Source organism: Paralcaligenes sp. KSB-10, assembly GCF_021266465.1.
Lineage (GTDB): Bacteria > Pseudomonadota > Gammaproteobacteria > Burkholderiales > Burkholderiaceae_B.
Genome location: NZ_CP089848.1, coordinates 1,422,311 through 1,449,224, shown reverse-complemented (window position 1 = coordinate 1,449,224; position 26,914 = coordinate 1,422,311). Strand labels below are relative to the sequence as shown.

26 protein-coding genes are annotated in these 26,914 nt (G+C 59.4%); 22 read left to right on the top strand and 4 right to left on the bottom strand.

What is annotated here, in order from left to right; genetic code table 11:
• Positions 1 to 107 precede the first annotated feature (107 nt).
• The 4 genes from trpB to LSG25_RS06580 all read left to right on the top strand — a co-directional run bounded on the left by trpB (position 108) and on the right by LSG25_RS06580 (position 4,143).
• Complete coding sequence (gene trpB, locus LSG25_RS06595; RefSeq protein ID WP_232743894.1) at positions 108 to 1,307, top strand: tryptophan synthase subunit beta; 1,200 nt, start codon at positions 108 to 110, stop codon at positions 1,305 to 1,307.
• Positions 1,308 to 1,324: 17 nt separating this feature from the next.
• Complete coding sequence (gene trpA, locus LSG25_RS06590) at positions 1,325 to 2,179, top strand: tryptophan synthase subunit alpha (RefSeq protein WP_232743893.1); 855 nt, start codon at positions 1,325 to 1,327, stop codon at positions 2,177 to 2,179.
• A gap of 75 nt (positions 2,180 to 2,254) precedes the next feature.
• A complete protein-coding gene (gene accD, locus LSG25_RS06585; protein WP_232743892.1) occupies positions 2,255 to 3,136 on the top strand; it encodes an acetyl-CoA carboxylase, carboxyltransferase subunit beta in 882 nt (293 codons plus the stop codon).
• 53 nt (positions 3,137 to 3,189) lie between these two features.
• Positions 3,190 to 4,143 (top strand): phosphoribosyltransferase family protein, encoded by a 954-nt coding sequence (locus LSG25_RS06580; protein WP_232743891.1) that lies wholly within the window; start codon positions 3,190 to 3,192, stop codon positions 4,141 to 4,143.
• Between the two features lie 110 nt (positions 4,144 to 4,253).
• Here LSG25_RS06580 and LSG25_RS06575 read toward each other — a convergent pair whose 3' ends face one another.
• A complete protein-coding gene (locus LSG25_RS06575; protein ID WP_232743890.1) occupies positions 4,254 to 7,163 on the bottom strand; it encodes an Rne/Rng family ribonuclease in 2,910 nt (969 codons plus the stop codon).
• A 491-nt stretch (positions 7,164 to 7,654) separates the two neighbouring features.
• On the opposite strand from LSG25_RS06575, the gene LSG25_RS06570 reads away from it, so the two are divergent.
• The 4 genes from LSG25_RS06570 (at position 7,655) to LSG25_RS06555 (ending at position 11,269) form a co-directional block, all read left to right on the top strand.
• Positions 7,655 to 8,623, top strand: a complete 969-nt coding sequence (locus tag LSG25_RS06570; protein ID WP_370635966.1) for an RluA family pseudouridine synthase — start codon at positions 7,655 to 7,657, stop codon at positions 8,621 to 8,623.
• Positions 8,620 to 9,273 (top strand): HAD-IA family hydrolase, encoded by a 654-nt coding sequence (locus LSG25_RS06565; RefSeq protein WP_255696650.1) that lies wholly within the window; start codon positions 8,620 to 8,622, stop codon positions 9,271 to 9,273. Before LSG25_RS06570 ends, LSG25_RS06565 begins: the two co-directional genes overlap by 4 nt.
• Before the next feature lie 250 nt (positions 9,274 to 9,523).
• The gene (gene msrP, locus LSG25_RS06560) at positions 9,524 to 10,489 is read left to right on the top strand and encodes a protein-methionine-sulfoxide reductase catalytic subunit MsrP (protein WP_232743888.1); all 966 of its coding nucleotides are present in this window, start codon (positions 9,524 to 9,526) and stop codon (positions 10,487 to 10,489) included.
• A gap of 60 nt (positions 10,490 to 10,549) precedes the next feature.
• Positions 10,550 to 11,269: a sulfite oxidase heme-binding subunit YedZ gene (locus LSG25_RS06555; RefSeq protein ID WP_370635965.1), complete on the top strand. Its 720-nt coding sequence runs from the start codon at positions 10,550 to 10,552 to the stop codon at positions 11,267 to 11,269.
• 769 nt (positions 11,270 to 12,038) lie between these two features.
• Here LSG25_RS06555 and LSG25_RS06550 read toward each other — a convergent pair.
• Genes LSG25_RS06550 through LSG25_RS06540 form a run of 3 tightly spaced genes read right to left on the bottom strand, consistent with a single transcriptional unit; the run spans position 12,039 to position 14,190 of the window.
• Positions 12,039 to 12,839, bottom strand: coding sequence for an N-acetylmuramoyl-L-alanine amidase (locus LSG25_RS06550; protein ID WP_370635995.1), 801 nt, complete (start codon positions 12,837 to 12,839; stop codon positions 12,039 to 12,041).
• A gap of 47 nt (positions 12,840 to 12,886) precedes the next feature.
• The gene (locus tag LSG25_RS06545) at positions 12,887 to 13,606 is read right to left on the bottom strand and encodes an SAM-dependent methyltransferase (RefSeq protein WP_232743886.1); all 720 of its coding nucleotides are present in this window, start codon (positions 13,604 to 13,606) and stop codon (positions 12,887 to 12,889) included.
• A complete protein-coding gene (locus tag LSG25_RS06540; protein WP_232743885.1) occupies positions 13,603 to 14,190 on the bottom strand; it encodes a Maf family nucleotide pyrophosphatase in 588 nt (195 codons plus the stop codon). The genes LSG25_RS06545 and LSG25_RS06540 overlap by 4 nt, the downstream gene beginning before the upstream one ends.
• Before the next feature lie 204 nt (positions 14,191 to 14,394).
• Between LSG25_RS06540 and LSG25_RS06535 the strand changes: the two genes are divergently transcribed.
• The 14 genes from LSG25_RS06535 to lepA all read left to right on the top strand — a co-directional run bounded on the left by LSG25_RS06535 (position 14,395) and on the right by lepA (position 26,890).
• The gene (locus tag LSG25_RS06535) at positions 14,395 to 14,925 is read left to right on the top strand and encodes a DUF177 domain-containing protein (protein ID WP_232743884.1); all 531 of its coding nucleotides are present in this window, start codon (positions 14,395 to 14,397) and stop codon (positions 14,923 to 14,925) included.
• Between the two features lie 64 nt (positions 14,926 to 14,989).
• Positions 14,990 to 15,172 carry a 50S ribosomal protein L32 gene (gene rpmF / locus LSG25_RS06530; protein WP_232743883.1) on the top strand — a complete coding sequence of 61 codons (183 nt, stop codon included), beginning with the start codon at positions 14,990 to 14,992 and terminating at the stop codon, positions 15,170 to 15,172.
• A 53-nt stretch (positions 15,173 to 15,225) separates the two neighbouring features.
• A complete protein-coding gene (plsX, locus tag LSG25_RS06525) occupies positions 15,226 to 16,296 on the top strand; it encodes a phosphate acyltransferase PlsX (protein ID WP_232744592.1) in 1,071 nt (356 codons plus the stop codon).
• Between the two features lie 11 nt (positions 16,297 to 16,307).
• Entirely contained in the window at positions 16,308 to 17,294 is a 987-nt protein-coding gene (locus tag LSG25_RS06520) for a beta-ketoacyl-ACP synthase III (protein ID WP_232743882.1), read from the top strand.
• Positions 17,295 to 17,357: 63 nt separating this feature from the next.
• On the top strand, positions 17,358 to 18,290 hold the full coding sequence (gene fabD, locus LSG25_RS06515; protein ID WP_232743881.1) for an ACP S-malonyltransferase: 933 nt from the start codon (positions 17,358 to 17,360) through the stop codon (positions 18,288 to 18,290).
• Between the two features lie 6 nt (positions 18,291 to 18,296).
• Positions 18,297 to 19,043: a 3-oxoacyl-ACP reductase FabG gene (gene fabG, locus LSG25_RS06510; protein ID WP_232743880.1), complete on the top strand. Its 747-nt coding sequence runs from the start codon at positions 18,297 to 18,299 to the stop codon at positions 19,041 to 19,043.
• Positions 19,044 to 19,219: 176 nt separating this feature from the next.
• Positions 19,220 to 19,459, top strand: a complete 240-nt coding sequence (gene acpP / locus LSG25_RS06505) for an acyl carrier protein (protein WP_013742768.1) — start codon at positions 19,220 to 19,222, stop codon at positions 19,457 to 19,459.
• Between the two features lie 147 nt (positions 19,460 to 19,606).
• Entirely contained in the window at positions 19,607 to 20,836 is a 1,230-nt protein-coding gene (gene fabF / locus LSG25_RS06500) for a beta-ketoacyl-ACP synthase II (protein WP_232743879.1), read from the top strand.
• A 13-nt stretch (positions 20,837 to 20,849) separates the two neighbouring features.
• Positions 20,850 to 21,305, top strand: a complete 456-nt coding sequence (locus LSG25_RS06495; RefSeq protein WP_232743878.1) for a hypothetical protein — start codon at positions 20,850 to 20,852, stop codon at positions 21,303 to 21,305.
• Positions 21,302 to 21,901 (top strand): RNA polymerase sigma factor RpoE, encoded by a 600-nt coding sequence (rpoE, locus tag LSG25_RS06490; protein WP_232743877.1) that lies wholly within the window; start codon positions 21,302 to 21,304, stop codon positions 21,899 to 21,901. The genes LSG25_RS06495 and rpoE overlap by 4 nt, the downstream gene beginning before the upstream one ends.
• A 10-nt stretch (positions 21,902 to 21,911) precedes the next feature.
• Positions 21,912 to 22,418 (top strand): sigma-E factor negative regulatory protein, encoded by a 507-nt coding sequence (locus LSG25_RS06485; protein WP_232743876.1) that lies wholly within the window; start codon positions 21,912 to 21,914, stop codon positions 22,416 to 22,418.
• Positions 22,418 to 23,467, top strand: a complete 1,050-nt coding sequence (locus LSG25_RS06480; RefSeq protein ID WP_232743875.1) for a MucB/RseB C-terminal domain-containing protein — start codon at positions 22,418 to 22,420, stop codon at positions 23,465 to 23,467. The genes LSG25_RS06485 and LSG25_RS06480 overlap by 1 nt, the downstream gene beginning before the upstream one ends.
• A gap of 28 nt (positions 23,468 to 23,495) precedes the next feature.
• Complete coding sequence (locus LSG25_RS06475) at positions 23,496 to 24,983, top strand: Do family serine endopeptidase (RefSeq protein WP_232743874.1); 1,488 nt, start codon at positions 23,496 to 23,498, stop codon at positions 24,981 to 24,983.
• Positions 24,984 to 25,096: 113 nt separating this feature from the next.
• Positions 25,097 to 26,890 (top strand): translation elongation factor 4, encoded by a 1,794-nt coding sequence (lepA, locus tag LSG25_RS06470; RefSeq protein ID WP_232743873.1) that lies wholly within the window; start codon positions 25,097 to 25,099, stop codon positions 26,888 to 26,890.
• Positions 26,891 to 26,914 lie beyond the last annotated feature (24 nt).

Below are 26,914 nucleotides of genomic sequence, written 5' to 3'. Positions count from 1 at the left end.
TGCGCTACCCTGTATTCGTGGCCCCGCGCTGCTAAAATGGCGGATTGCATTCGATTCGTCTGCCGCGCCAGCGCTGCAACAATATTGCGTAACCTGAGAGTAATTCCTTGAAATCTTACAGCTTGCCCGATAGCCAGGGGCATTTTGGCCGATACGGCGGTTCCTTCGTCGCCGAGACTCTGGTGCACGCGCTCGACGAGCTGCGCGAGGCCTACGACAAGTACCGGACCGACCCTGAATTCCTGAATGAATTCGCCTACGAGTTGAAGCATTTTGTCGGGCGCCCCAGCCCCGTTTACCATGCAAAGCGCTGGTCGGAACGGCTGGGCGGCGCGCAAATCTGGTTCAAGCGTGAAGATCTCAATCACACGGGCGCCCATAAAATCAACAATTGCATAGGCCAGATCCTGTTGGCGCGGCGCATGGGCAAACCGCGCATCATTGCCGAAACCGGCGCAGGCCAGCACGGGGTGGCCACGGCAACGGTTGCGGCGCGCTACGGCCTTGAGTGCGTGGTCTACATGGGCAGCGAGGATGTCAGGCGCCAGGCTTCCAATATGTATCGCATGAAGCTGCTGGGCGCTACAGTGGTGCCGGTCGAATCCGGCTCGCGTACGCTCAAGGATGCCCTGAACGAAGCCATGCGCGATTGGGTCACGAATGTCGAGAACACGTTCTACATCATTGGAACCGTGGCCGGGCCTCATCCGTATCCCATGATGGTGCGCGACTTTCAATCGATCATCGGTACGGAATGCCTGGAGCAGATGCCGGCCAATGCCGGCCGGCAGCCCGATTACGTGGTGGCGTCGGTGGGGGGCGGATCCAACGCCATGGGCATTTTTTATCCGTACATCGACGACGAAAACGTGCAACTGATTGGTGTCGAAGCCGCAGGCGAGGGCTTGCAGTCCGGACGCCATGCGGCGTCCTTGAATGCTGGCTCCGTCGGGGTGCTGCACGGCAACCGCACCTACGTCATGCAGGATGAAAACGGGCAAATCCAGGAAACCCATTCCATTTCCGCCGGTCTCGATTATCCGGGCGTCGGGCCCGAGCATGCGTGGCTGAAGGACAGCGGCCGTGCCCAGTACGTGGGAGTCACGGATCAAGAGGCGCTGGCCGCCTTTCACGATTGCTGCCGCACTGAAGGCATCATGCCGGCCCTCGAGTCCTCGCATGCCATTGCCCATGCGGTGCGTCTTGCGCCTACGCTGGGTAAAGACAAGATCATTCTGGTCAATTTGTCGGGACGTGGCGACAAAGACATGCACACCGTGGCCGACTATAGCGGCATCAGTCTGTGAAGGAAGGACGCTTGAACATGAATTCCCCGATCGATCGGCTGCAGGCTGCGTTTAAAAAGAATGCCGGCCGAACCGCCCTGATCCCCTACATTACTGCCGGCGATCCCTCAATACGGGCTACGCCTCGCCTGATGCATGCGCTGGTCGAGGCCGGGGCCGATGTGCTTGAGCTGGGCGTGCCGTTTTCCGATCCCATGGCCGATGGCCCGGTCATTCAGCGCGCCGCTGAAAGAGCGATAGCGCGGGGGGTTGGCCTGACCCAGGTCCTGGCCATGGTGGCCGAGTTCCGGCTCCACGACACGCAGACTCCCGTTGTGCTGATGGGCTATGCCAATCCCATCGAACGCATGGGGCAGGCCGTGTTTGCCGCGGCCGCGCAGCGGGCTGGCGTCGATGGCGTGCTGGTGGTGGATTATCCGCCCGAAGAAATCAGCGAGTTTGCGCTCGAGCTCGATGCCGCAGGCATTGCGCCTATTTTTCTGCTGGCGCCGACCTCCACCGAAGAACGCATCAAGAAGGTTGCGGGGGTGGCTCGCGGCTATGTGTATTACGTGTCCCTGAAAGGGGTGACGGGTGCCGGCCATATCGATACCGACGACGTAGCCCGGCATGTAGCCGAGATCCGCCGCCATGTTTCGGTGCCGGTCGGTGTAGGGTTCGGCATACGCGACGCCGACAGCGCCAAACGCCTGGCGCGGGTGGCCGATGCGGTGGTCATAGGCAGTAAGCTGATTGAAACCATGGAAGCGGCTGTTGCCGCCGCCTCGCCCAGGCAGGCCGGCAACGATGGCGGCGAATACAGCGACGAGGCCGCCATCGTTGCGGCCAAGACCTGGCTGAGCGGAATACGCCATGCGCTGGATCAGGTTTAATTATCCGCAGGAACTCAGGTAAAAGAACAACGGGTTCGATTGAAAATCGAACCTCATCAAGAGGGATACACAATAATGAGCTGGCTTGAAAAAATTCTGCCTCCACGAATCAACCGCAATAACGATGCCAGCGCGCGCCGTGTTCCCGAGGGTCTTTGGGTAAAGTGCCCCGCTTGCGAAGCGGTGCTTTATAACGAAGATCTGGCGGCCACGCTGCATGTCTGTCCCAAGTGCAGCTATCACATGCGGATAGGCTCCAGGGCTCGTATTGAAGCTTTGCTGGATGCGGAAGGCCGGGTCGAGATCGGTTCCGACATACGCCCGGTCGATCCCCTCAAATTCAAGGATACGCGCAAATATACCGAGCGCGTCGCCGAGGCGAGCAAGCAAACCCAGGAGTCCGACGCCCTGGTCGTCATGAGCGGCAGCATCCTGGCGGTGCCGGTGGTGCTGGCCTGCTTCGAGTTCGACTTCATGGGCGGGTCCATGGGGTCCGTGGTAGGCGAGCGCTTTTCGCGAGGCGTCCAGGAAGCCATCAAGAATCGCACCCCGTTTATTTGCGTGGCCGCGTCGGGTGGGGCGCGCATGCAAGAAAGCCTGTTTTCTCTTATGCAAATGGCCAAGACCAATGCCATGCTGACCCGTCTGTCGGCCGCCGGGCTGCCGTTCATCAGCATACTGACCGATCCCACCATGGGTGGCGTGTCGGCCAGCTTTGCCTTCATGGGCGATGTGGTGATGGCCGAACCCAAGGCCCTGATCGGTTTTGCCGGGCCCCGGGTCATCGAGCAGACCGTACGGGAAAAATTGCCCGAAGGGTTTCAGCGTTCGGAATTCCTGCTGGAAAAAGGCGCCATCGACATGGTGGTCGATCGCCGTCAAATGCGCACTGAACTGGCAAATCTGCTGGCGCTGCTGACCCGTCAGCCGGCCGACGTCGTTGCCAAGGCAAACTAGGTTTTTCCAGCCTGGCTAATGCGGGCATGCGGCGCGTGTGCGCTGCGTCCGAAATGAAACGGGCGGCATTGTTCGGCAACTACACCATGCGTACTGCTTTTCCCTACGACTATAACCGGGTCGAATCCGAGGTTCTGGCTCATGTGCCGGACTGGCGGGCCATGAATTTTGACGCAGTCGTGGCTATTGCGCGGGGTGGCCTGGTTCCCGCCACCATGGCGGCAAGCTCGCTGTCTTTGCCTTTGTATGCGCTGGGATACCAGCGTCGGAACCGGTCCGTGCATTGGTTCACGGCCGGCTCTCCGAAGGCGGGAGCACGGCTGCTGCTGGTTGAGGATGTGGCGGGGCGCGGCACCACTCTGCTGGATTGCCGCGATTTTCTTGTGCAGGCCGGCTACAGCCTTATCGTGTTTACGCTGGCCTACGATGACGAGTCCCGCATCCAGCCAGATTTCGGCTTGAGGATTCCGCAAGGCTATGGCGCCCGATTTCCCTGGGAGCGCGAATCCATGACAGCCGCCTTTGCCGCCACGCGCAATGCGCCGGATCGGCCCGAACACGACTATGCTTCGTGGGCAACCGATCTGGACGGAGTGCTGGTGCCCGACTTGCCGTCTCGGCTTTACGACGATACGCTGGATGTTGCCCTGGCGCTGCGTGACACGCTGGCGCCTTGCATAAGCCGGCCGCCGATCGACCTGTCGCAGCTTACCGTCATTACGGGCAGGCCGGAGCAGGATCGGGCACGAACCGCAGAGTGGCTGGGCCGTCACGGATTCAATGGCCCATTGCTGATGCGCGATCCGTCTCGTTATAGCGCTCAGGACACAGCCCGTCACAAGGCCGATTGCCTGCTCCGGCATTGCCACACCCATTTCATCGAAAGCGATGCGGCGCAGGCGATTGAAATTGCGCGCCGTGTTCCGGTGGGGCGCATATTCTGGTGGGATGGCCTGCAGGCCGTAGCGATACACGCGCAAACAGCCAAGCCGCTGGCCCTGGCCTGAGACAGGCCATCGGCCGCTCGTCTGGCGGGATGCCGCGGTTGTGTCTGGCACAAACGATACAGCCCCTGCGTCGCGTGACGCAGGGGCTGTATGTTTTTACGACTTAACCCTTAACCCGCGTGGGTTTCAACCTGTTCCAGCGCTTCTTCGCGAGAAGCCTGGTCGCGGGGTTTGCGGGCACGGCCCAGGCGAACCGGGGCTGCGGGCGCGGGGGCTTGATAGCCAGCCTTGGTTTCGATCCATTCCATCCCGGCGGCAACGACAGTATCGCGCAGCAAGGTGCTATTGCCGGCCTCTGCCGTTGTGCCAAGGACTATGGCCTCGACCGGAGCCGGGCTTGCCGCGACGGTTGCCGTTTGAACTGGTGGTTCGACCGGGCTTGCCGCGGGCGGCGCTACCTCGGGGGCAGCCTCTTCGTGACTGGCTGCGGCTGCGACGTGTTCCGCCGGGGCCTCCGCCGGCTGTGGCGCGACTTCGGCTGTGTGGACATGTTCCGCGTGTATCGCTTTTTCGATGGACTCCGGCGATATGGTACGCACGGGAGCTTCGACCGGTTCCGCCGAAACGGCGGAGACGGCCGAGACGGCCGGTGCGAAGCCCGCGGGTTCCTCGGCGAGGACGGCGGGGAACGCGCCCAGAGTGGCTGCGGCCACCGGGAGTGCCGTCGGGTTGAATGACGGCGTTTCGTGCGCTACGAAATGGGTGTGCGCCTGGGCCGGTGTTTCAGGCGATTCGCTGCCGGTAGACTCGGCGCCGCCTGCTTCGGAACCACGACGGCCGCGACGGCTGCGACGGCGACGGCGTTTGCGTTCGGGATCGAGCTGTTCGTTCTCGGCATCTGGCGCCATGGCGGCGGAAACGATTTCGGCATCCTGCTGCGGGATGTCTTCGGTGCGCGGAAGTGTTTCAGCTACGGGACGATCTTCGGCCGCCATGGAGGCAGCTGCCGTGGTATCCAGAACCTGGGTTTCAGCCGGGTTTTCCTCGCGGCGGCGGCCGCGGCCGCGACGATTGCGGCCGTTGCGATTGCCCGTGGAGGTGTCGCCGGTGTCGGCCTGTTCGGCCGGACGTTGCTCGGACCTGGGTTTGTTGTCGTCGATATCAGTTTCGCTGCGACGGGCGTTGCGTACCGGCTGGCGGCGGGTTTCATCGACGCTGTTTTCCAGATTGTCCGGGCGGCGATTGCCGCGGCGCTGGCGATTGCGGTCGCCGCCTTCATGGCTGCGTTCGCGTCGATCGGTGCCGCGCGCGGTTTTGTTGCGGCTGGCCGATGAGCGAGTATCGCTGGTTTCCGTCTTGGATTCGGGTGTGGCCGGCGTGCTGGAACTTGTAATCCAGCTCATGAAACGCTTGAACAGGCCGGTGCCGCTGGCTTTTTCCGCCGTGGCTCGCTCGGGGGTGGATGTCACTGGAGCGGGTTGGGCTGGGGTAATGCCTTTGACCAGCGCTTCGGGGCGCGCCTTGGTTTCCTGTTCTTTGGGAGCCCAGGTGACTTCTGTACTGGGGCTTTGGGCCAGTTCGAAGCTGGTCTTGATTTCTTCGAGGCGAGGGTCGTCGTGGCGCAGGCGTTCGATGTGGTGGTGCGGGGTTTCAAGATTCTTGTTGGGGATGAGAACCAGGTTGACCTTCAGGCGCGACTCGATCTTGGTGATGTCGCCGCGCTTCTCGTTGAGCAGGAAGGTGGCCACATCGACCGGCACCTGGGCGTGCAGCGCCGCCGTGTTCTCTTTCATGGCCTCTTCCTGCAAGAGGCGCAGGACGTGAAGGGCACTGGATTCGGCGTCGCGAATGACACCGGTGCCGTTGCAGCGCGGGCAGGTGATGTGCGAGCCTTCGTTCAGGGCCGGCCGCAGACGCTGGCGTGACAATTCCATTAGGCCGAAGCGGGAAATCTTGCCCATCTGGACACGAGCCCGATCGAAATGCAGGGCGTCGCGCAGGCGCTGTTCGACGGCGCGCTGGTTTTTGCCTTCTTCCATATCGATGAAATCGATGACGATCAGGCCGCCCAGGTCGCGCAGGCGCAATTGGCGAGCCACTTCGTCGGCGGCTTCGAGGTTGGTGCGCAGCGCGGTTTCTTCAATGTCGGCGCCGCGGGTCGAGCGTGCCGAGTTCACGTCGACCGCAACCAGTGCTTCGGTATGATCGATGACGACCGAGCCGCCCGAAGGCAGTTCTACGGTACGCGAATAGGCTGTTTCGATCTGGTGTTCGATCTGGAACCGTGAAAACAGCGGAACGTCGTCGCGATAGACTTTGACGCGCTGGACATTGTCGGGCATGACCACGCTCATGAAGGCGGTGGCCTGCTCGGCGATGTCGTCGGTATCGATGAGAATTTCGCCAATTTCAGGCGAGTAGTAGTCGCGTATGGCCCGAATGACCAGGCTGGATTCGAGGTAAATCAGGATGGGGGCGGCATTGTCGCGGGCAGCGGTATCGATCGCGCTCCAGAGCTGCATCAGGTAGGACAAGTCCCATTGCAGTTCTTCGACATTGCGGCCTATGCCGGCGGTACGGGCAATGATGCTCATGCCGCTGGGGATATCGAGCCGCTCCATGGTTTCGCGCAATTCCTGGCGGTCTTCGCCCTCGACGCGGCGCGAGACGCCGCCGCCGCGCGGATTGTTGGGCATCAATACCAGGTAGCGGCCGGCCAGCGAAATAAAAGTGGTAAGCGCCGCGCCCTTGTTGCCGCGCTCTTCCTTTTCCACCTGGATGATCAGTTCCTGGCCTTCGCTCAGGGCGTCTTGTATGCGTACGGTACGTACGTCGACACCTTCCTTGAAGTAGGTGCGGGCAATTTCCTTGAAGGGCAGAAAACCGTGGCGGTCTTCGCCGTAGTTGACGAAGCAGGCTTCGAGGCCCGGTTCGATGCGGGTAATGACCCCCTTGTATATATTGCCCTTGCGCTGTTCGCGGCCAGCGGCTTCGATGTCGAGGTCTATGAGTTTTTGACCATCGACAATCGCAACGCGTAGTTCTTCTTGGTGCGTTGCATTAAACAACATTCGTTTCATGAGTGTTTTTCTCCGTAGTCATGGCGCACCGTTTATCGGCGCACGACCGCGGGTCACTCGGTGTGTGGCGCTTAATCGAGCAGTACAGGAGGGCTAGGCTGACGACGTCAGGTAGTACCCACCTTCAGGTCAGGTAGGCACGGCATGCCTCAGGGCACGCAGTTCGGTCAGCAGGAGGGTCAGGTTCACAATTGTGGTTGACAAAAAAGATGCTGGAACGGCAGACGCGTGTGTAAGTTCGCGGCTGGTGCATTAAACAATGACTTTACTTGCAAGAGCTTCAGCGCCGCACGCGGTTGATAGTCGATCTGTATTGCCAGCGGGCACATGTGCCACACCACTGTCGAGCAGACCAGGACTAGCCCGGCGACCTAATGACCCAGAAGCTGAAACTCAGGCAGTACAATATGGCCTTGTTTGCTTAACGGAGACGCATCCATTGCATCTCTACGTCAGCAATTTTTCAGCTTCTATAGGCTGATGTGGATTATATGCCGCTTTTCCCTATGCGCAAACCCGAAAATCATAAAGACTCCACTCCTATAGTGCGTTTTGTCGAAATCGACACCGAACAGGCCGGGCAGCGAATCGATAATTTTCTGCTGCGCTTGTGCAAAGGCGTGCCCAAAAGCCACTTGTACAAGGCGCTGCGCCACGGCGAAGTGAGGGTCAACAAAGGGCGCATTTCGGCCGACTATCGCCTTGAACTGGGCGATACCGTGCGCATACCCCCTTTGCGTCTGCCGCAGGCCGGGGAAGCCAAAGCCGTTCCGCCCGCCGCATTTCCCGTTGTTTTCGAAGACGAAGCCCTGATCCTTGTCAACAAGCCAGCGGGGGTCGCGGTTCATGGCGGCAGCGGAGTGGCATTCGGGGTCATCGAACAGATGCGCGCCGCGCGGCCCGATGCGCCGTTTCTGGAATTGGCCCATCGTCTGGATCGGGAAACATCGGGCCTGCTGATGATCGCCAAGAAACGCTCCGCGCTGGTGGCGCTGCACCAGATGATGCGCGAGGGGCGAGGGCGCAAGCACTACCTGGCGCTGGTGGTCGGCGACTGGGTCAACGACAAGCAGCATTTGCGCCAGCCCTTGCTCAAATGGCTGACCGCCTCGGGCGAACGGCGCGTCAAGGTCGATGCCGAGGGTAAGGCAGCCCATACCATTATTACGCTGCAAAAGCGTTTCGGGCGCTTCAGCCTGCTGGGAGCCGAACTGCGCACCGGGCGCACCCACCAGATACGCGTGCACCTGGCTGCGGCGGGCTACCCGATCGTCGGCGACGACAAATACGGCCCTGACGAGGTTCGAGCAAAATTCAGCCGCTTGGGGTTTAATCGCATGTTCCTGCACGCCTGTCGTCTGGAAATTCCTCACCCTTTGACCGGTGAAGAACTGGTCTTCGAAGCTGGCTTGCCGCCGGCCTGTGAACAGATTCTGGCCGGCCTGGAGCAAAATTCGTGAAGCGTTATGCGGCTGTAGTCTTCGATTGGGATGGAACCGTCATGGATTCCACTCATAGCATCGTGGCGGCCATGCAGGCCGCCTGCATCGACCTTGGGCTGCCGGTGCCGGCTTCCGCCGATGCCAGTTGGGTAATCGGCCTTTCCCTGGAAAGCGCACTTTATCGCGCCGTTCCAACCTTGACCCATGAACAGATGCCTTTGTTTTTGCAGCGATATCGGGTGCATTTCCTGACGCGCGATCCGGATATCAAATTGTTCGATGGCATTCTCGGTTTGTTTTCGAGCCTGCGGGAGCGCCAGGTGCGGCTGGCGGTCGCCACGGGCAAAAGCCGGGTAGGGCTGGATCGTGCCCTGAACAGCATGAATCTGCGCGAGCAGTTCGCGGCTACGCGCTGCGCCGACGAGTCCAGCAGCAAGCCGCACCCTGGCATGCTGCTGGAAATCATGGACGAGCTCGACCTCAAGCCCGAACAGCTTATTATGGTGGGCGACACCATTCACGATATCCAGATGGCAAGCAATGCCGGAGTCGACAGCATGGCCGTCACTTATGGCGCCCACGACAAGCAGACACTTGTCGCGGCCGAACCCACGGTTTTGGTACCCGGCGTCAGGGAAATGCAGGCCTGGCTCATGGATCGGGTCTAAGACGGCACAGTTTTGCATCCAAATGGTGCTGTCGGACGTATATCTGGTATGGAATGCCGAAAAAGGTATTCAAAACACGCGCCGCAAGGAATAATCGTCTGCATAAGTGCGTATACAGGGTGTCCGTTGCGTCGCAAACGGTTGATGAGCGGGCAGTGCTCCAGCCTGAATCCTCGTCCCGATCGCGGTGAACTTCCACCGCCGCGGCGCATCCAATCAGGATCCAGCACTGCGTTTCACGAGGAATATCATGCCCAGATTCAAAATCCCCTCAATAGCATCCTCCGAAATAACTCCGGAGTCGGTCTGGCTGGCGCGCCGCCACTGGATGCGCCAGCTTGGCCTGGGCGCCCTGGCCCTGGGGGCCGAGGGATTGTTGCCAGCCATGGCGGCCGGTTCGGGAACGGCAGCCGGCGCCTTTGCCGGGACGCCAAACCCCAAGTACCAGCTTATGGAAAAGCCTACGTCCGAAAAAGATGTCAGTTCTTACAATAATTTCTACGAGTTCGGCACCGGCAAAAGCGATCCCGCCGAATATGCCGGCGCAATGAAGACCAGCCCGTGGAAGGTGCTTGTCGAGGGAGAGGTGGCCAAACCTCGTACCTTCGATATCGACGATCTGCGCAAGCTCGCGGCCATGGAAGAGCGGGTGTATCGGATGCGCTGCGTAGAGGCGTGGTCCATGGTGATCCCCTGGGAGGGTTATTCCTTGGCCACCCTGCTCAAACAGGTTGAGCCCACCAGCAAGGCTAAGTACGTGGAATTTGTAACAGATGTGCAGCCGGATGCCATGCCTGGCCTGGGCGATCGCATTATCGATTGGCCCTATGTCGAGGGACTGCGCATCGATGAGGCCATGAATCCGCTGACCATGCTGGTATTCGGGGTTTACGGCAAGACGCTGCCCAACCAGAACGGCGCGCCCATGCGGGTGGCCATTCCCTGGAAATATGGTTTCAAGTCGGGTAAATCCATTGTAAAGATCCGTTTGACCGAACAGCAGCCTGATACCAGTTGGGCGAAGATTGCGCCGACCGAGTACGGTTTCTACGGCAACGTCAACCCTAGCGTACCTCATCCGCGCTGGAGCCAGGCCACCGAACGGCGTATTGGCAGCGGCCTGTTTGCTCCACGGACGCAAACCCTGATGTTCAACGGTTATGGCGAGCAGGTGGCTTCACTCTACCAGGGCATGGATCTGAAGCGTTACTTTTAGCTTGTAATCATTTTTGATCCAGCTCCACCTTTACTCCAGCACATACCCGGGCTGCCATCGATGCCATCTACTCTTTCCGATTCCGTCAATGCCGCCCCTGCGCGCGCCGAGCTCGATCTGGCGTCCGCCAGGCCGGCGCCCAAATCCGAAGGCCGCGCGGCGGCGAGCCGCGCCCCGAACTGGACGGCGGCGCAAGTGGGGCGCGTCAAGCCGCTGATTTTCCTGTTGATGCTTTATCCCGTGTTCCGATGGGTGGTTCTGGGCCTGAACGATGGGCTCACGGCAAATCCTCCGGAATTCCTGATCCGTTCATCGGGTGTGTGGGCGCTGGTCGCCCTGTGCCTGACTTTGGCTGTTACGCCGCTGCGCCGGCTCATTGGCCAGCCGGCGCTGGTGCGGTGCCGCCGGATGCTGGGCCTGTTTGCCTTTTTCTATACGGTCTTGCATTTGCTGGGCTGGGCCTTGTGGGAACGAGGCTGGTCGCTGGTTTCGATGTGGGACGATGTGGTGCAGCGCACTTTTATCACGATAGGCATGCTGGCGTTCATACCTATGCTGGCGCTGGCTTTTACATCCACGCAGGGTTGGATGCGGCGCCTGGGGCGGCGCTGGCAATTTTTGCATCGCAGCATCTACGCGATAGCGGCTTTGTCGGTATGGCATTTTTGGCTGATACGGGCCGGCAAGAACAATTTCTTCGAGCCTTATGCCTATGGGGTGATCCTGGCGGTGCTGCTGCTGGTTCGCCTGGGTTATTTTATTAAGAATCAAAGGTCTTGATGGGGGTAAGGGTGTCCATTGTGGTTACTTGGGTTGTTTTGTAGCGATTATTCGTGTTCTTAAGACGCCGCAGGGTGGGCGGTGCTGTGCAGTCCGGCACGTCCAGCGGTCGTGGTGCTACGCACCCCGACTGCCCGGGTCTGCCTCGTCCAGGCGGGCGTCGGGCCAACTCGCGCCGCCCCGCGCTGCGGGGCGTCACTCAAACAGGGCCCGCCGAAAGCCCCCGCCTTCCCTTCGTCAGCACCCGGCGCTGGACTACCGCCGGACTACACAGCACCGCCCACCCTGCGGCTGCGTTACGGGAATGCATAGAGAGAAGCATTGAGGTCATGCATTGAGGTATACATGGCCACGTGATCGAGGCATGGGTGCGGGCACGTTAATGCCAGGCTTCCCGTAACGTCATTCCAGGCATGCCATTACGCGAGCCGTCTATCGGGGATAAGGTCAGGACCGGCGTAAGGCGTGCGCCGGATTTAGCTCGGCAAGGCGGGGGCAGTCGTCGGGCGCTGTCTGAACGGAGCCTCGCGTGCGAGGCGCAGTGAGTTCGACCGACGCCCGCCTTGCCGAGCTAAATCCGGATGAAGCACGCCGTGCCGGTCCTGACCTTATCCCCGATAGACGGCGTCTTCAAATACCAATCCACCGAATCCCGTAAACAACTTGAACCAAAAATGTTCCAGGACTGCTCGTAGCTCAGGCCTGGTTCGAGCGGCCGCGGAGCTTGAGGAGGCGAACAGTCGAGACTGTTTACAAACGCGATAGGCGGTCAAGGCAAGGCTTTCAATATGGCGAGTGTTTCGGCATCGGGCACGCCGTTGTGGCGCCTTGGGCGATAGTGCATCTGGAAGGCCGCGATGACATTTTTGGTGGCGCGGTCCGGCACGCCGCTGTTTGGCACCTGGTAGCCCACGCGCCTCAGCTGCTTCTGGACCCAGCGCATATTGGGCAGGCCGTGCCGCCTGAAGCGCCGCTGGAATTTGCGCACCTGAGCCTCGTCATACCAGCGTCCGATACCGGCCTGGGCAAGCTGCTTCCAGGGGAACATCGGGCCGGGATCGGTCTTGCGCTGCGGGGCGATATCGCTATGGCCCACGATATTGAAGGGTTTGATCTGGTGGCGCTCGATAATGCCTTTGAGCAAAACGGTGAGAGTCGCGATTTGCGCAGGCGTGTAGGGCGCCCAATGGGAGCCTTGCGGGCCGGCATTGACGATTTCGATGCCGATCGAGCTCGAGTTCAGGTGGTTGCGGCCGTACCATTCGCTTGCCCCCGCGTGCCAGGCGCGACGGCTTTCATCCACCAGCTGGTAAACATGAGGGACGGGGTCGTCGCTGATCAGATAATGGCTGCTGACATCTTTTTGGGACAGGATTTTCAGGGACGTGGCGTTATCGGCCGCGGTGTAGTGCAGGACGACCACGTCGACCCGGCTATCCTGGCTCCTGGCCTGAATACTGCGATCGATCGCCAGGCCACCCGGCGCATAGCTGCTGCAGGCGGCCAGAACGACGGTTGCGCAGGCGGCCAGCAGGCATCGCGGCCCGGACCGGCGGGCTGGCCGCGACAAGCCGAGAAGCCCATGCCATAGGGCGGAGATCTTTTGCATGATCGACCTTAGCGGGCCGCCAGAAACAGGAACAGGGTGGGCATTTTGTTCAGCTCGGGCGCGGGCAGGGCTTTCCATTCGGCAATGGTATGGGTCTGTATCCATTCGTCCGCGGTGGTCAGGGACCGCGCTACGCATAGACGCGTGCCGGCTTTGAGCGCCTGTTTCAGCGTGTCGAACATGGCGCCGTTGCGGTAGGGGGTTTCGATCAGTATTTGAGTCTGCTCTTGTTTTTGCGAGAGCGCTTCCCATGATTTGATCTGTTTGGCGCGCTCGGCAGCGTCGACAGGCGCATAACCGTGGAAGGCGAAGCGCTGGCCATCCAGGCCGCTGGCCATCAGTCCAAGCAGAATCGACGACGGGCCAACCCAGGGGCGGACCCGCAAGCCCATGCCATGCGCGACGGCCACGACTTTGGCGCCGGGGTCTGCCACAGCGGGGCAGCCGGCTTCGGATACCAGGCCGATTTCCCCTCCCGTCAACAGGGGCTTTAGCCAGGTTTTCATTTGTGCGGCGTCGACTTTGCTGTCGAGAGTGTGGATGGTGATTTCCTGGAGCGGCGTCGCGGTACCCATGAGTTTCAGGAAGGCGCGCGCCGTTTTGGCATTTTCGGCAATGTAGACGGTAAGCCGGGAGGCCAGCTCGTGTACGGCCTGCGGCAGCCATGTTGCCGGCGCTGCGTCTCCCAGGCCCACGGGTATCAGATGCAAGGTTCCGGTTGTTTTCACGATGTCTCGGCGAAGGTTAGAGGGTTAAGCCCGAATGAGCGCAGCATGCGGCTCAGGGTAATCAGCGGCAAGCCTATAATGGCGGTCGGGTCGTCGGAGCGCATGCTTTCCATGAGCGCGATGCCCAGGGTTTCAGCCTTGGCGCTGCCCGCGGTATCGTAGGGTTGTTCGAGCCGCAGGTAGGCGTCGATTTCGTCGTGGCCCAGTTTCCGGAATTGGCAATAAGTGACGACATCGGCGCTTTCGTGGCGGCTGCCGTTGCTCACGCACAAGGCGCTGTGGAATTCCACGGTTTGGCCGCTGAGCTGCCTGAGTTGCGCCTGCGCCCGTTCAAAGCTGCCCGCCTTGCCTATGGGGGTGCCGTCGATGGTGGCCACTTGGTCCGAGCCGATAATCAGGGCGTCGGGATACTGGCCAGCCACGGCTTGCGCTTTGGCAATGGAAAGCCGCAAGGCGAGTTCGGAGGGAGTTTCGCCGGGCAGGGGTGTTTCGTCGATATTCGGGGAAATCGCGGTATAGGGCACACGCAGACGTGCCAGCATGGTTTGGCGATAAAGGGAACTTGAGGCCAGAATGAGACGCATGGAGGGCTTTTATGGTGTCTGGTTTGACTGAAAATAGCCGAAAGCGTTATTATCTAATGTTTTCCCTGTTTAAGAAAAGGGCGGATTTAAAAACGCCCTTTGTGCGGCTTGTGAAGTATTGTGGGCAAGGCATTGGGAAAAGTATTTGGGTCTGCGGTATTTTGAAAATGCGTGGAAATGCGGTGTTGCGTATAAAGGGATGGCGTGGATACGGCAAAGTATGTTGACACGTTCGAGCTTACGCGTTTGGGCCTGGAAATCAGCGGCCAAACGCCTTTGCTTCATTTGGAGCGCCTGATCGACGATTTGCCCGAACAGGGCGATGGTATTGCGCAATGGTCGATGCGGGGCGAGAAAGATTCGCTCGGGCGGTGTTTTTTACACCTGCGCGTCAAAGCCAGCCCAGTACTTGAATGCCAACGCTGTCTGGCACCCCTTGCATGGCCGATCGACGTCGAGAATCGTTTGCAGGTGGTCAATACCGAGGCGGCTCTTGAAGACGATGCTGTCATCGACGACGATAAGCCCGACGATTTCATCGAGCGCATTGTGGGCTCGCGACGCCTCGATGTGCTGGCGCTGGTCGAGGATGAAATCATCCTGAGCGTGCCTTATGTGCCCAAGCACGATGTTTGTCCGTCGGTGCCGGAATCCATTGCCCCGAGCGATGGGCCCGACGCGGACGAAAGCCGGCCTTCACCGTTTGCGGTGTTGGGTCAGTTGAAGAAAGATTAGGTTTGTTCAAATTAACTTGCGGGATTCATCGCGTACAATTGCGACCCGTTTTCCAGGAGTCATTATGGCCGTTCAACAAAACAAAAAGAGCTCGTCTAAGCGCGGGATGCATCGTTCGCACGATTTTCTGACCACGCCGCCTTCGGCAGTCGAGCCTACTACCGGTGAATTGCATTTGCGTCACCATATCAGCCCCAACGGCATTTACCGCGGCCGCAAAGTTCTGAAAACCAAGAACGACGAATAACTGCGTTGTTTGTGCAGCCTGGACTGTAAGTTACGCGTTCGATGTCGGCAGCTGTGATTCGAATCGCTATTGATTGCATGGGTGGGGATATCGGCCTTCCGGTCACGGTTCCGGCCGCCTGTCAGTTTGCGCGCAAACATCCCGATACCAGGTTCTTGCTGGTCGGCAACGAGGCGGCTATCGGGGCCAAGCTCAAAGAACTGGGTAGCGACGGTGGCGACTGGTATGAAGTCTTGCCCGCGTCCGAAGTCGTCAGCATGGACGATTCGGTCGAGGTGGCCCTGCGCCGTAAAAAAGACTCGTCCATGCGCGTGGCCGCTCAAGCCGTCAAGGACGGCCTGGCCGATGCTTGCATTTCCGCCGGGAACACCGGCGCATGGATGGCCATTACCCGTTATGTGCTGAAAACCCTCGATGGCATCGATCGGCCGGCGATTGCCACGTCCATTCCCAACCAGACCGGCGGCGCAACCACCATGCTCGATCTGGGCGCGAATGTGGATTGCACGGCCGAACATCTGCTGCAATTTGCAATCATGGGCGCGGCCCTGGCCAAGACGGTGGATCGCCGCGAGAATCCGACCATAGGCCTGCTCAATATCGGTGAAGAAATTATCAAGGGCAACGAGGTCGTGAAGCAGGCCGCCGAGCTTTTGCGCACCAGCGGCTTGAATTTTTATGGCAATGTCGAGGGCGACGATATCTGCAAAGGTACGGTCGACGTGGTTGTCTGCGATGGCTTTGTGGGGAATGTCGTGCTCAAGTCGCTCGAAGGGCTGGCCAAGATGGTTGCCTACATGATGCGCCAGGAATTCAAGCGCGATCCTTTGTCGATGACGGCGGGTTTGCTGGCTACGCCGGTGCTGAACCGTTTTCGCGACCGGGTCGATAATCGGCGCTATAACGGTGCCGCTTTGCTGGGTTTGCGCGGTATTGTCATCAAAAGCCATGGCTCGGCCGATATTTATGCTTTTGATTGCGCACTGCAACGGGCACGTGAAGCCGTGCATAATGGCCTGTTGCACGGAACCACGAGCGCGATCGATCATTTGCGTCAAAGTTTGCAGGCCGCCGCGGCCCAGTCTGTGGAACTCTCGAACGGCGTGCCGAAACCTGTGCTGTAGCCAAGCGTCTGATGGAATCTAGTATGTCCTATGCCAAAATAGTGGGGTCGGGTGGTTATCTGCCACCGCGGATCGTCTCCAACGATGAACTTGCCGCCGAGTTGGCGACGCGCCAGATTGCAACCTCGGATACCTGGATTGTCGAACGCACGGGTATCCGGCAGCGCCATATCGCCGCCCCCGACGTTACCACCAGCATGCTGGCGACCAAAGCGGCACAGCTGGCTCTGGACGACGCAGGTGTCACGGCCGCCGAAGTCGACCTGATCATCGTGGCGACATCGACCCCCGATTTCATTTTTCCCAGTACGGCGTGCCTGGTGCAGGCCAATCTGGGTGCCAAGGGCGGGGCGGCCTTCGATGTTCAGGCTGTTTGCAGCGGTTTTGTCTACGCCCTGGCTACGGCCGATGCCTTCATCCAGGCGGGCCGCTCCCGGGTGGCCCTGGTTATCGGAGCGGAAGTCTTTTCCAGTATTCTCGACTGGAGCGACCGCGGCACCTGCGTGCTGTTCGGCGACGGCGCCGGCGCCGTCGTATTGAAGGCTTCCGAAGAGCCGGGTGTTCTTGCCGCCCAGTTGAACGCCGACGGCAGCCAAATGAAGATCCTCTGCGCCGCCGGCAATGTGATGCATGGCAAGGTGGTGGGCGATCCATTTCTGCGCATGGATGGCCAGGCCGTGTTCAAGCTGGCCGTGACTGCCTTGGCACGCTCGGCCAAAGAAGTTTGCCAGCAGGCCGGGATCGATCTGGCCGACATAGACTGGCTGGTGCCGCATCAGGCGAATGTGCGAATCTTGAATTTCCTGAGCCGAAAACTCGGCATCCCCGACGAAAAAGTAATCATTACCGTTGATAAGCACGCTAATACCTCGGCGGCCAGCGTGCCTTTGGCCCTCGATGCCGCGCGTCGCGACGGCCGCATCAAATCGGGCGACTTGGTCATGATGCAGGGCGTCGGGGGCGGTTTTACCTGGGGTTCCGTGCTGGCCAGAATGTAAAATGGCGTTTTTGGCGGCTGACCGGCCGTCTTCGGATTTCGAATTCTCTTTCTTCTACCGCTTATGAAAATCGCTTTTGTCTTTCCCGGGCAAGGATCGCAGTCGGTCGGCATGCTTGATGCCTGGGCCGGCAATGCCGCCGTTGCAGATACTCTTGAGCACGCTTCGGCGGCGCTGGGCCAGGATTTGGCGGCATTGATCGCCCAGGGGCCTGCCGAACAGCTGAATCTCACCACGAATACCCAGCCGGTCATGCTGGCCGCCGCAGTTGCGGTGTACCGGGCGTGGATTGCGGCGGGCGGGGCCGCTCCGGCCATGGTGGCTGGCCATAGCCTGGGCGAATACTCGGCCCTCACCGCCGCCGGCGCCCTGGCGCTCGAAGACGCTGTCCGGATAGTGCGCATTCGCGCCGATGCCATGCAGGCGGCGGTGCCTGTCGGCACCGGCGGCATGGCTGCCGTGCTCGGGCTGGATGATGATGCGGTCAGGTCGTTGTGTGCCCGGGCGGCTCAGGGCGAAGTGGTGGAGGCCGTCAATTTCAATGCGCCGGCGCAAGTGGTCATCGCCGGGCACAAAGCGGCTGTCGAGCGGGCTTGCGAACTGGCCAGGGCCGAAGGCGCCAAGCGCGCCCTGGTATTGCCCGTTTCCGCGCCATTCCATTCCAGCCTGTTGAAGCCTGCCGCCGCTGTGTTGCAGCAGGCCCTGGCCGGCTTTGACCTGTCTGCGCCGGGAATCCCGCTGCTCAACAACGTTGATGTCGCGAGCCCTGCCGATCCGGCCGCCGTCAAAGATGCGCTGGTGCGCCAGGCGTGGCATGCGGTGCGATGGGTTGAGACCATACAGGCCATGAAGGCGCAGGGAGTTACACATATCGTCGAGTGCGGCCCCGGCAAGGTGCTTAACGGCTTGACCAAGCGGATCGACCGCGACCTGACGGGCCTGGCCATTACGGACCCGGCGTCTCTGCAGGCCGCTTTGGAAATTTTACAGGGGTAAGGGGCTATGCAAGACAAACAACTCGAGGGCAAGCTGGCCCTGGTAACGGGCGCCACGCGTGGCATAGGCAAGGCGATTGCCCTTGAATTGGCCGCCCGCGGCGCATGCGTCGTAGGCACGGCGACTTCGGCGGCGGGCGCTGAATCCATTTCCGAGATGCTGGCGGCGACGGGCGGACGCGGTGTGGTGCTCAATGTGACCGAGCCGTCCGCGTGCGAAGCCTTGATCGACGAGCTGGGCAAGCAGGATGGCGGCGGCCCTCATATCCTGGTGAACAATGCCGGAATTACTCGCGATAACCTGGCCATGCGCATGAAAGACGATGACTGGAACGCCGTTCTCGATACAAATCTTTCGGCGGTATTCCGTTTGTCGCGCGCCGTCATGAAAAGCATGATGAAGGCCCGCTGGGGGCGTATCATCAATATAACGTCGGTAGTCGGCTCCAGCGGCAATCCGGGGCAAGCCAACTATGCGGCGGCCAAGGCCGGGGTAGCGGGCATGGCGCGTGCTTTGGCACGCGAATTGGGCAGCCGCAATATTACCGTCAACTGCGTCGCCCCCGGTTTTATCGAAACCGACATGACCCGGGCGTTGAACGAGACGCAAACCGCGGCCATATTGTCACAAATACCGTTGGGCCGCCTGGGGGCGTCCAGCGATATTGCCAATGCGGTGGCTTTTTTGGCCAGCCCGCAAGCGGGGTATATCACCGGTACTACGCTGCATGTCAATGGCGGTATGTATATGTAATCAGCTGAACGGGGTAAAATCCGTTCAATCGAGAGGTATTGCCGATGGGGTAGCTTGGGCGGTACACGGCCAAATACCTTTTTTATCCGGGAATGCCGTTTTTTTATCATGGCCAGCAACTATAAATTTTTCGTTTGGCTATAATTCGCGGGAATTTTCCCAACTTGGAGATCTGCATGGAAAGCATCGAACAGCGCGTCAAGAAGATCGTCGCTGAACAACTTGGCGTCAACGAAGCCGAGATCAAAAACGAATCTTCCTTCCTTGACGACCTCGGTGCCGATTCGCTCGATATGGTCGAGCTCGTGATGGCACTTGAAGATGAGTTCGAAACCGAAATTCCGGACGAAGAGGCCGAAAAAATCACGACGGTCCAGCAAGCTGTTGACTATATTTCGTCGCATAGCAAGCAATAGTTTTAACTTTCGTGGCGCGGGTTCGATACTTGATCGAACCACGCCAGGGCGGTTTCTAGAGGGTATCCCTGCCGCGGCGCCAAATCCTGGCGCAGGCGGTGGTGTATCCGCTTTGAGCCGCCTTTGTCTTTATATGAGGAGCCATCCTTGAAACGACGTGTCGTCATCACTGGACTTGGCATTATTTCGCCGGTCGGCAACGATGTTGATAATGCCTGGGACAATATCGTCAACGGGCGCTCGGGCATACAGCGTATTTCGCGTTTTGATCCGTCGGCGTTCACTGCCCAGATAGCGGGTGAGGTCAAAGATTTCGACGTTACGCAGGTCATGTCCTCCAAAGAGGCCAAGCAAATGGATACGTTTATCCATTATGGCGTGGCTGCGGGAACCCAAGCCTGGCGCGATTCCGGCCTGGAAGTCACCGAGGCGAATGCCGAACGCATAGGCGTGATCGTCGGCTCGGGCATTGGCGGTTTGCAGCGCATTGAAGAAACCCAGACTGAATACCTCGAGCGCGGCCCTCGCCGGATTTCGCCTTTCTTCGTGCCGGCTTCCCTCATCAATCTGATTTCCGGCCAGTTGTCGATCATGCTGGGCATGAAAGGGCCGAGCTATGCCGTGGTCTCCGCCTGCACGACCGGTCTGCATTCCATAGGCGATGCGGCCCGTCTGATCGAGTATGGCGATGCCGATGTCATGCTGGCCGGCGGGGCCGAATCGACGGTTTCACCTTTGGGTATAGGCGGCTTTGCGGCAATGCGGGCCTTGTCCACGCGCAACGATGATCCCACCACCGCCTCCCGCCCCTGGGACGTCGACCGCGACGGTTTTGTGCTGGGCGAAGGGGCGGGCGTGCTGGTGCTCGAAGAGTACGAGCATGCGCGCAAGCGCGGCGCACGCATTTATGGCGAATTCGCCGGCTATGGCATGAGTTCCGATGCCCATCACATTACTTCGCCTGATCGCGATGGCCCGCGTCGTGGCATTGTCAATGCCTTGCGCAACGGGGGGATCAACCCCGACCAGGTCGATTACGTCAATGCGCATGGCACATCGACGCCGCTGGGCGACAAAAACGAAACCGAGGCGCTCAAGCTGGCCTTTGGCGACTATGCCAAGAAGCTGGTCGTCAACTCCACCAAATCCATGACCGGCCATTTGCTGGGCGCGGCGGGCGGTATTGAGGCGGTCTTCACGACCCTGGCGGTTTATCATCAAATTTCACCTCCAACGATCAATATCTTCAACCAGGACCCGGCTTGCGATCTGGATTACTGCGCCAATCAGGCGCGCGATCTCAAGATCGACGTGGCTTTGTCGAATTCCTTTGGTTTTGGTGGAACGAACGGATCGATGGTGGTTCGACGACTGTAGGCCGGAGCGCATCATGGCCCGCATCAGGCAATGGCCGGCCCAGCGGCGCCCTCGCTGGGTAGCCGTGATTGCTGCGGGAGTCATCCTGGCTGCCGCGCTGGGCCTGGCGCATAGCCTGGCCTTGTTCTTCATGGCGCCCCTGGCGATGGTCGGCGGGTGGATGTTCTGTTTCAATTATTCATCCCGGTCTTGTCCGCCAGATGCGCAATTGCGGCTGGACGACAGCCAGGGCTGGCTGCTCGACAAGGCTGGCGCGCAAAGGCCTTTGCATCTGGCGCATGCCTGGCCGGCTTTCGCGTGGATGAGTTTGCGTTTCAATGACCCGGGGGCTGCCAATCCAAAGGAAACCATGCTGGAGTTAACCGTTTGGAAATCGAGTGTATCGCCCGAGGCGTGGCGCCAGCTGTGTGTGCTGGTAGCCAGGCAAACGGCGATGCCCGAACCGTTGGCGATACAGGAGCCGCGATGAGCGAACGCGACGTCGACGCTGAGCTGGTTGCCCGTGTGCAACAGGGCGATAAACGCGCATTCGATTTGCTGGTCTTGAAGTACCAACGCAAAATCATGCGACTTTTGTCGCGCATGATACGCGACTCGTCCGAGGTCGAAGATGTGGCCCAGGAAGCCTTTATCAAGGCTTATCGCGCCTTGCCGCAGTTTCGCGGCGACAGTGCGTTTTACACCTGGCTTTATCGCATTGCCATCAATACCGCGCGCAATTGGCAGGTGGCCAATGGACGCCGCCCAAGCACCCCAAATGCAATTGAAACGGAAGATGGTGAAACTTTTAGTCAAATCGACAACCTAACCGATATCAGTACACCAGAATCCATGATGGCAAGCCGTCAGATCGTCGAGACAGTCAATGCTGCGATCGATGCCTTGCCCGAGGAATTGCGTACGGCTATCGTTTTGCGTGAAATAGAAGGCATGAGCTACGAAGATATCGCCCAAAGCATGAATTGTCCCATCGGGACTGTGCGTTCGCGCATATTTCGTGCCCGAGAGGCGATTGCAACGCAGTTGCGCCCTGTTTTGGGCACCGACGCCGAACGTCGCTGGTAAGGAGAGAAAAATGCAAGTAGCGGCTACAAACAGGCAGGACCCGGAGCAGCTTTCCTGGGAGTCTTCCGTTTCGGTATGGATCGACGGTGAAGGCAGCGATATCCGCCCCGAAGATCTCGAATCCCCTTACGGACGCCAAGTGTGGGATACCTACCACCTTATCGGCGATGTGTTGCGTAGTGAAGACCTGGCGTTGAAGCCCTCCGATTTCTTTTACGCCCGGCTCTCCAAGGCTATTGATGCGGAGCCTCCCATAGTGGCGCCGTATCGCCGAAAATTCTCCTCGATGCGGCTGGGGCTGTCTGGCCTGGCTGTTGCGGCGGCGGTCGTGTCGGTCGCATGGGTTGCCCTGCCTTACTTTTCGGGTACCGGTTCCGCCCCGAGCCAAGGTGCGACGCAAGTGCTTGCCAGCGCGGGCGACGATGCGGGCTTGCGTGACTATCTCGAAGCACATCGTCAAATTGCCGGGGTCAGCCCGGTGCGGCAGGTTTCGTTCGACGCCGGAGACCAGCAGTAATGGGCACAGCGGTTCATCTTGCCGCCGCCCTGAGCGAAGGGCGCGTCCCCAGAGCGGCCGCCATGGGCCGGATTTCAGGATTTTTAATGGCGGCCGCATGTGCCCTGGCGCAACCCGCCTGGGCCGAAACCTCACCCGCTGCCGACCCGATCGTGACCCTGCTGCAAAAAGTGCAGACTGCGGCCCGTGAAAATGATTACTCGGGCGTATTCACTTACCAGCAGGGTTCCGTGATGCAATCCACGCGAGTGGTCCATGTGATCGACGGCACCGGCGAGCGTGAGCTGCTGGATATGCTCGACGGGCCCGCGCGCGAGTTCGTCAGGCACAACGATACCGTGCAGTGCCTGATCCCCGAAAAGAAATTGGTTATTCTCCAGCGTCGGCGTGGCGATCGTTTCCCGGGCTTGTTATTGGGCGATGGCAAGGAAATTCCCGCGCACTATGAGGCCAGGGTGGGCAAGGATCCGAATCGCGTTGCCGGCCGCGAATGCACGATGCTCGAACTGGTTCCCAAGGACAAAGTGCGCTACGGCTTTCGGTTCTGCATCGATACGGCAAGCAATTTATTGCTCAAGGCCCAGACGCTGGGCTTGCATCATCAAGTGGTTGATCAGGTTTCGTTTACATCCTTGCTCATTGGCCCGGGGATTTCCGCCGACCAACTGGCCTCTCGCTGGAAAACCCAGGATTGGCGTGTGCTGGAATCACCCATGGTTTCCATAGACTTGAAAAAAATGGGCTGGCGTATTCCCGCGCCCGCGGGTTTTCAGACAGTGACGCAGGTGTCCCGCCTCATGAAGGCGGACAGGCAAGTGAATCAATTGGTTTTGTCGGATGGTTTGTCGGCTATTTCGGTATTTATCGAGCCTATGGATCGTGCGCACAAGATAGCCCCACCCAAAGGGGCTGTACATAAGGGAGCAATGAATATTTTTGGCACAAGAATCGGTGATCACTGGCTTACCGCCATTGGTGAAGTGCCGGTCGACACGCTGCGCGATATTGCGCAACATGCCGAGTATGTGCCGTTGATTGCTCCTCGGTAATTTCAGATTTTGTCAAAGGAGTTTTACGATGTTTTCAACACTTGTAGCCGACAGCAAAATTAGACGAATCATGGCATCGGCATCGGTGAGCGTATTACTTGCGTTTGCTGCGTTAGGCGGAGCCCATGCCGAAACGGCCGTCCCAACGATGGGGCTGCCCGACTTTACCTCGGTGGTTTCCAAAACCGAAGGATCTGTGGTCAATATCCGCACAACCGAAGCCGTCCCCATACGGGCGCAAGGTGTGGGGCCCAACAGCAACGATCCCTACGATATGTTCCGCTGGTTCTTTGGCCCCGATTTTCAGATGCCGGGGGCGCCTCCTTCGGCGCGTCATCGGAATACCCCGGCGCCCAAGGGCAAGGAACGTACTGTGCCGCGTGGCGTGGGTTCCGGTTTCTTCATATCCTCGGATGGTTACATTCTCACCAATAACCATGTGGTGGCCGATTCCAATGGTATTTTTGTGACGCTGACCGACGGCAAGGAGTACAAGGCCAAGGTCATAGGCACGGATCCGCGTACCGACGTGGCCCTGATCAAGATCGACGCCAAAAACATGCCGCCGCTGCCTATCGGTGACTCCAACCAGATCAAGAAGGGTCAATGGGTACTGGCCATTGGTTCGCCATTCGGGCTCGACTCCACCGTCACGGCGGGTATTGTCAGTGCCATCAATCGCGATACCGGCGATTACTTGCCCTTCATTCAAACCGATGTGGCGGTCAATCCCGGCAATTCCGGCGGCCCGTTGATCAATCTGGCTGGCCAGGTAATAGGCATCAATTCGCAGATTATTTCGCAAAGTGGCGGCTTCATGGGCATTTCCCTGGCCATTCCCATCGACGAAGTCATGCGAGTGGTCGACCAATTGAAATCTCACGGCAAGGTAACGCGTGGACGTATCGGCGTACAGATCGGCCAGGTGAGCGACGACGTTGCCAAGGCCATAGGCCTGAGCAAGGCGCAGGGCGCCATGGTCAGTAATGTCGAAAGTGGCGGTCCGGCGGCGGAAGCCGGTGTCAAGCCCGGCGATGTGATCACCAAGTTCAATGGCAAGAACATCGCCCACTGGACCGACTTGCCGCGCATCGTGGGTGCGACCCGGCCCGACAGCAAGGTATCCATGGAAGTCTGGCGCAAGGGCAAGACGGTGTCGCTCAACGTCAAGGTCGCCGAACTGACGGCGGCGGCGAGCAAATCCGGCCCCGATGAGCAACAGGCACCCAAGGCAACGCCTACCGATGCCCTGGGCCTGAAGGTTACCGAGGTTCCTGCCGACGTCCGCAAAAAGGAAAAACTGAACGGCGGCGTGCAGGTGACGGAAGTCGAAGAGCCGGCGGCGACGGCAGGCATCAATGTGGGCGATGTGATCCTTACCGTCAATGCCGTCGATGTAACCGGCCCCGAGCAATTTGCCAAGCTGGTTTCGCAGCTGCCCAAAACGCAGGCCTCGGCACTGCTGATTCTGCGGGGCAATGAAACTCAGTGGGTTACCGTCACTCCCGGAAAATAATCCTTAGAAACAGCTAAAATGGCAAGATAGCCGCAAGGAGCGCTACTATGCGCTCCTTTTTTTGTCTGGCCTCCTGTAACATTTATTTCCCGCCTGGCGGGTTTGTCTGGTGTATGGATCATATCCGCAACTTTTCTATTATTGCCCACATCGACCATGGCAAGTCTACCCTTGCCGATCGCCTGATTCATCGTTGCGGGGGCTTGGCGGATCGCGAAATGTCTTCCCAAGTGCTTGATTCCATGGATATCGAACGTGAGCGAGGCATTACCATCAAGGCGCAGACCGTGGCCTTGCACTACAAGGCGCAAAATGGCCGGACCTATGCCCTGAATCTTATCGACACGCCGGGGCACGTCGATTTTTCGTACGAGGTGAGCCGCTCTTTGTCGGCGTGCGAAGGCGCGTTGCTGGTGGTTGACGCCACGCAGGGCGTCGAGGCCCAGACCGTTGCCAATTGCTATACGGCCATCGAACTGGGTGTCGAGGTCATTCCCGTCCTGAATAAAATGGATTTGCCTTCGGCCGACCCCGACGGAGCGCGGCAGGAGGTCGAGGATGTGATCGGCATCGATGCCTCCGAGGCGGTTCTGGCCAGCGCCAAGACAGGCATGGGCATCGACGAGATCCTGGAACAGATTGTCGCCCGGGTGCCCTCTCCCAAGGGAGACCCTGGCCAGCCTTTGCAAGCCCTGATTATCGATTCATGGTTCGATAATTATGTGGGCGTTGTCATGCTGGTCCGGATTGTCAATGGGATCTTGAAGCCCAAAGACAAGTTGTTGCTCATGGCCTCCGGTGCAACGCATCTGTGCGAGCAGGTTGGTGTCTTTACCCCCAAATCCGAGCCGCGCAAAGAACTGTCTGCCGGCGAGGTCGGTTTTGTGATTGCCGGAATCAAACAGCTGGAAGACGCCAAGGTCGGCGATACCGTCACGCTGGCCGGACGTGCCGCTGCCGGGGCGCTGCCCGGTTTCAAAGAGGTCAAGCCACAGGTGTTTGCCGGGCTGTATCCGGTTGAAAGCAGCGAGTACGATCAACTGCGCGACTCGCTCGAAAAGCTGAAGCTGAACGATTCCTCGCTTATGTTCGAGCCCGAGGTTTCCCAGGCCTTGGGGTTTGGCTTTCGCTGCGGCTTTCTCGGCTTGCTGCACATGGAAATCGTGCAGGAACGCCTGGAACGCGAATTCGACATGGATATCATTACCACGGCGCCGTCGGTGGTATACCAGATCGAGCAGCGCGACGGTTCAGTCATATCCATCGAAAGCCCTTCGCGCATGCCGGAAGTGGGCAATATCGTCGAGGTTCGCGAGCCTATCGTCACCGTTACCTTGTTCATGCCGCAGGAATATGTCGGGCCGGTAATGACTTTGTGCACGGTCAAGCGCGGCGCTCAAATCAATATGTCGTATCATGGCCGGCAAGTGCACCTGGTGTACGAAATCCCCCTGGCTGAAATCGTGCTCGACTTTTTCGACAAGCTCAAGTCTGTTTCCCGCGGTTATGCGTCCATGGATTACGAGTTCAAGGAATACCGGGCTTCGGATGTGGTGCGGGTCGATTTGCTGATCAATGGCGACCGCGTCGATGCGCTGTCCATGATTGTGCACCGCGCCAATGCCCGCTATCGAGGCCGTGAAGTCGTCTCGAAGATGCGCGCCCTGATTCCGCGCCAGATGTTCGATATTGCTATCCAGGCGGCCATCGGTGCCGAGGTGATAGCCCGCGAAAACGTCAAGGCCTTGCGCAAGAATGTGTTGGCGAAGTGTTACGGGGGCGATATTTCCCGCAAGAAAAAACTGCTTGAAAAACAAAAAGCTGGCAAGAAACGCATGAAACAGGTTGGCAATGTTGAAATTCCCCAAGAAGCGTTCCTGGCAATTCTGCAGGTCGAGGATAAATAAGAACTCAAGATGAGAGCGAGAAAG